An 873-nucleotide genomic window follows, 5' to 3' on the forward strand; every position below is an offset into this window, starting at 1 on the left:
GTCTCTTCCCTCGTCTCGTTCTTCAACAGAGCGACTCCGTTTGAATCCCTTCAGTTAAGCCCCCTTGGTAGGGAGTCGCATTGGACATTATGTCCTTCATCTTTTCACAGTGAAAAGCGACTAATTCAGCCGAAAAAATTACAGCCGAGTTTTAAAGCTTTTTGAGAACAAAGCTAGCGCAACCAGGGGAAAATTATGATTTTGATAGTGGACGATGACGTAAATCTGGCCGAAAATTGTTCGATGTTGTTGGAATCTCATGGCTATGACGTGAGTGTCGCATTGAGTGGGGCGGAAGCCTTGTCGCRAATAAAGGCGCAACAGCCAGACCTTCTGATCTCTGACTGCTGCATGCCTGATTTAACCGGCTTGGAACTAAGCCGGCGATTAAACGCGGGGCAGGATAGGTCYCCATTTCCGATTCTATTGATGAGCGGATCGCTGCAATGCCGGGTCGCCCCAGGAAAGAGCTACGACGCATTCATCAAGAAGCCGTTTTTAGCTGAAAATTTGCTGAGCGCAGTACGAAAGCTGCTTAATGGCAAACCTTTATCTTCGCTTGCGGCTGCGCAAGGAGGCCAATGAAATTATCCCTCTTTATCCTATCAAACCTCGAAGACATTTTGCAGGAGTGGGAGAGCTTCGCRTCGACGATGGAACCGCTTCATAACGCGGACAAGGTCGAACTGCGCGATCACGCTGCATTGGTGCTAAAAGTTATAGCCGCTGATTTAGAAACCGTGCAAGGCGAGGAAGAGAGCATCGCTAAGTCCAGAGGGCTCGCGCCTCAAGGGACAGAGGATACGCCCGCAGAAAATCACGCGGCTCATCGCGTCGCGGCAGGACTCAACGGCGACCAGGTCATGGCCGAAT

The 873-nt window shown here is 50.5% G+C and carries 1 protein-coding gene and 1 pseudogene; both read left to right on the forward strand.

Translation table 11 applies throughout. The annotated features are described in order from the left end of the window. The first annotated feature begins 195 nt into the window (after positions 1-195). Positions 196-585, forward strand: coding sequence for a response regulator (locus tag ASE07_RS01735; RefSeq protein ID WP_057289089.1), 390 nt, complete (start codon positions 196-198; stop codon positions 583-585). Beyond that, positions 582-873 (forward strand): annotated as a pseudogene (locus tag ASE07_RS29255) (sensor histidine kinase); the annotation flags it as partial. The gene ASE07_RS01735 and the pseudogene ASE07_RS29255, both read left to right, overlap by 4 nt.

This window comes from Noviherbaspirillum sp. Root189, from assembly GCF_001428545.1.
GTDB lineage: Bacteria > Pseudomonadota > Gammaproteobacteria > Burkholderiales > Burkholderiaceae_D > Noviherbaspirillum.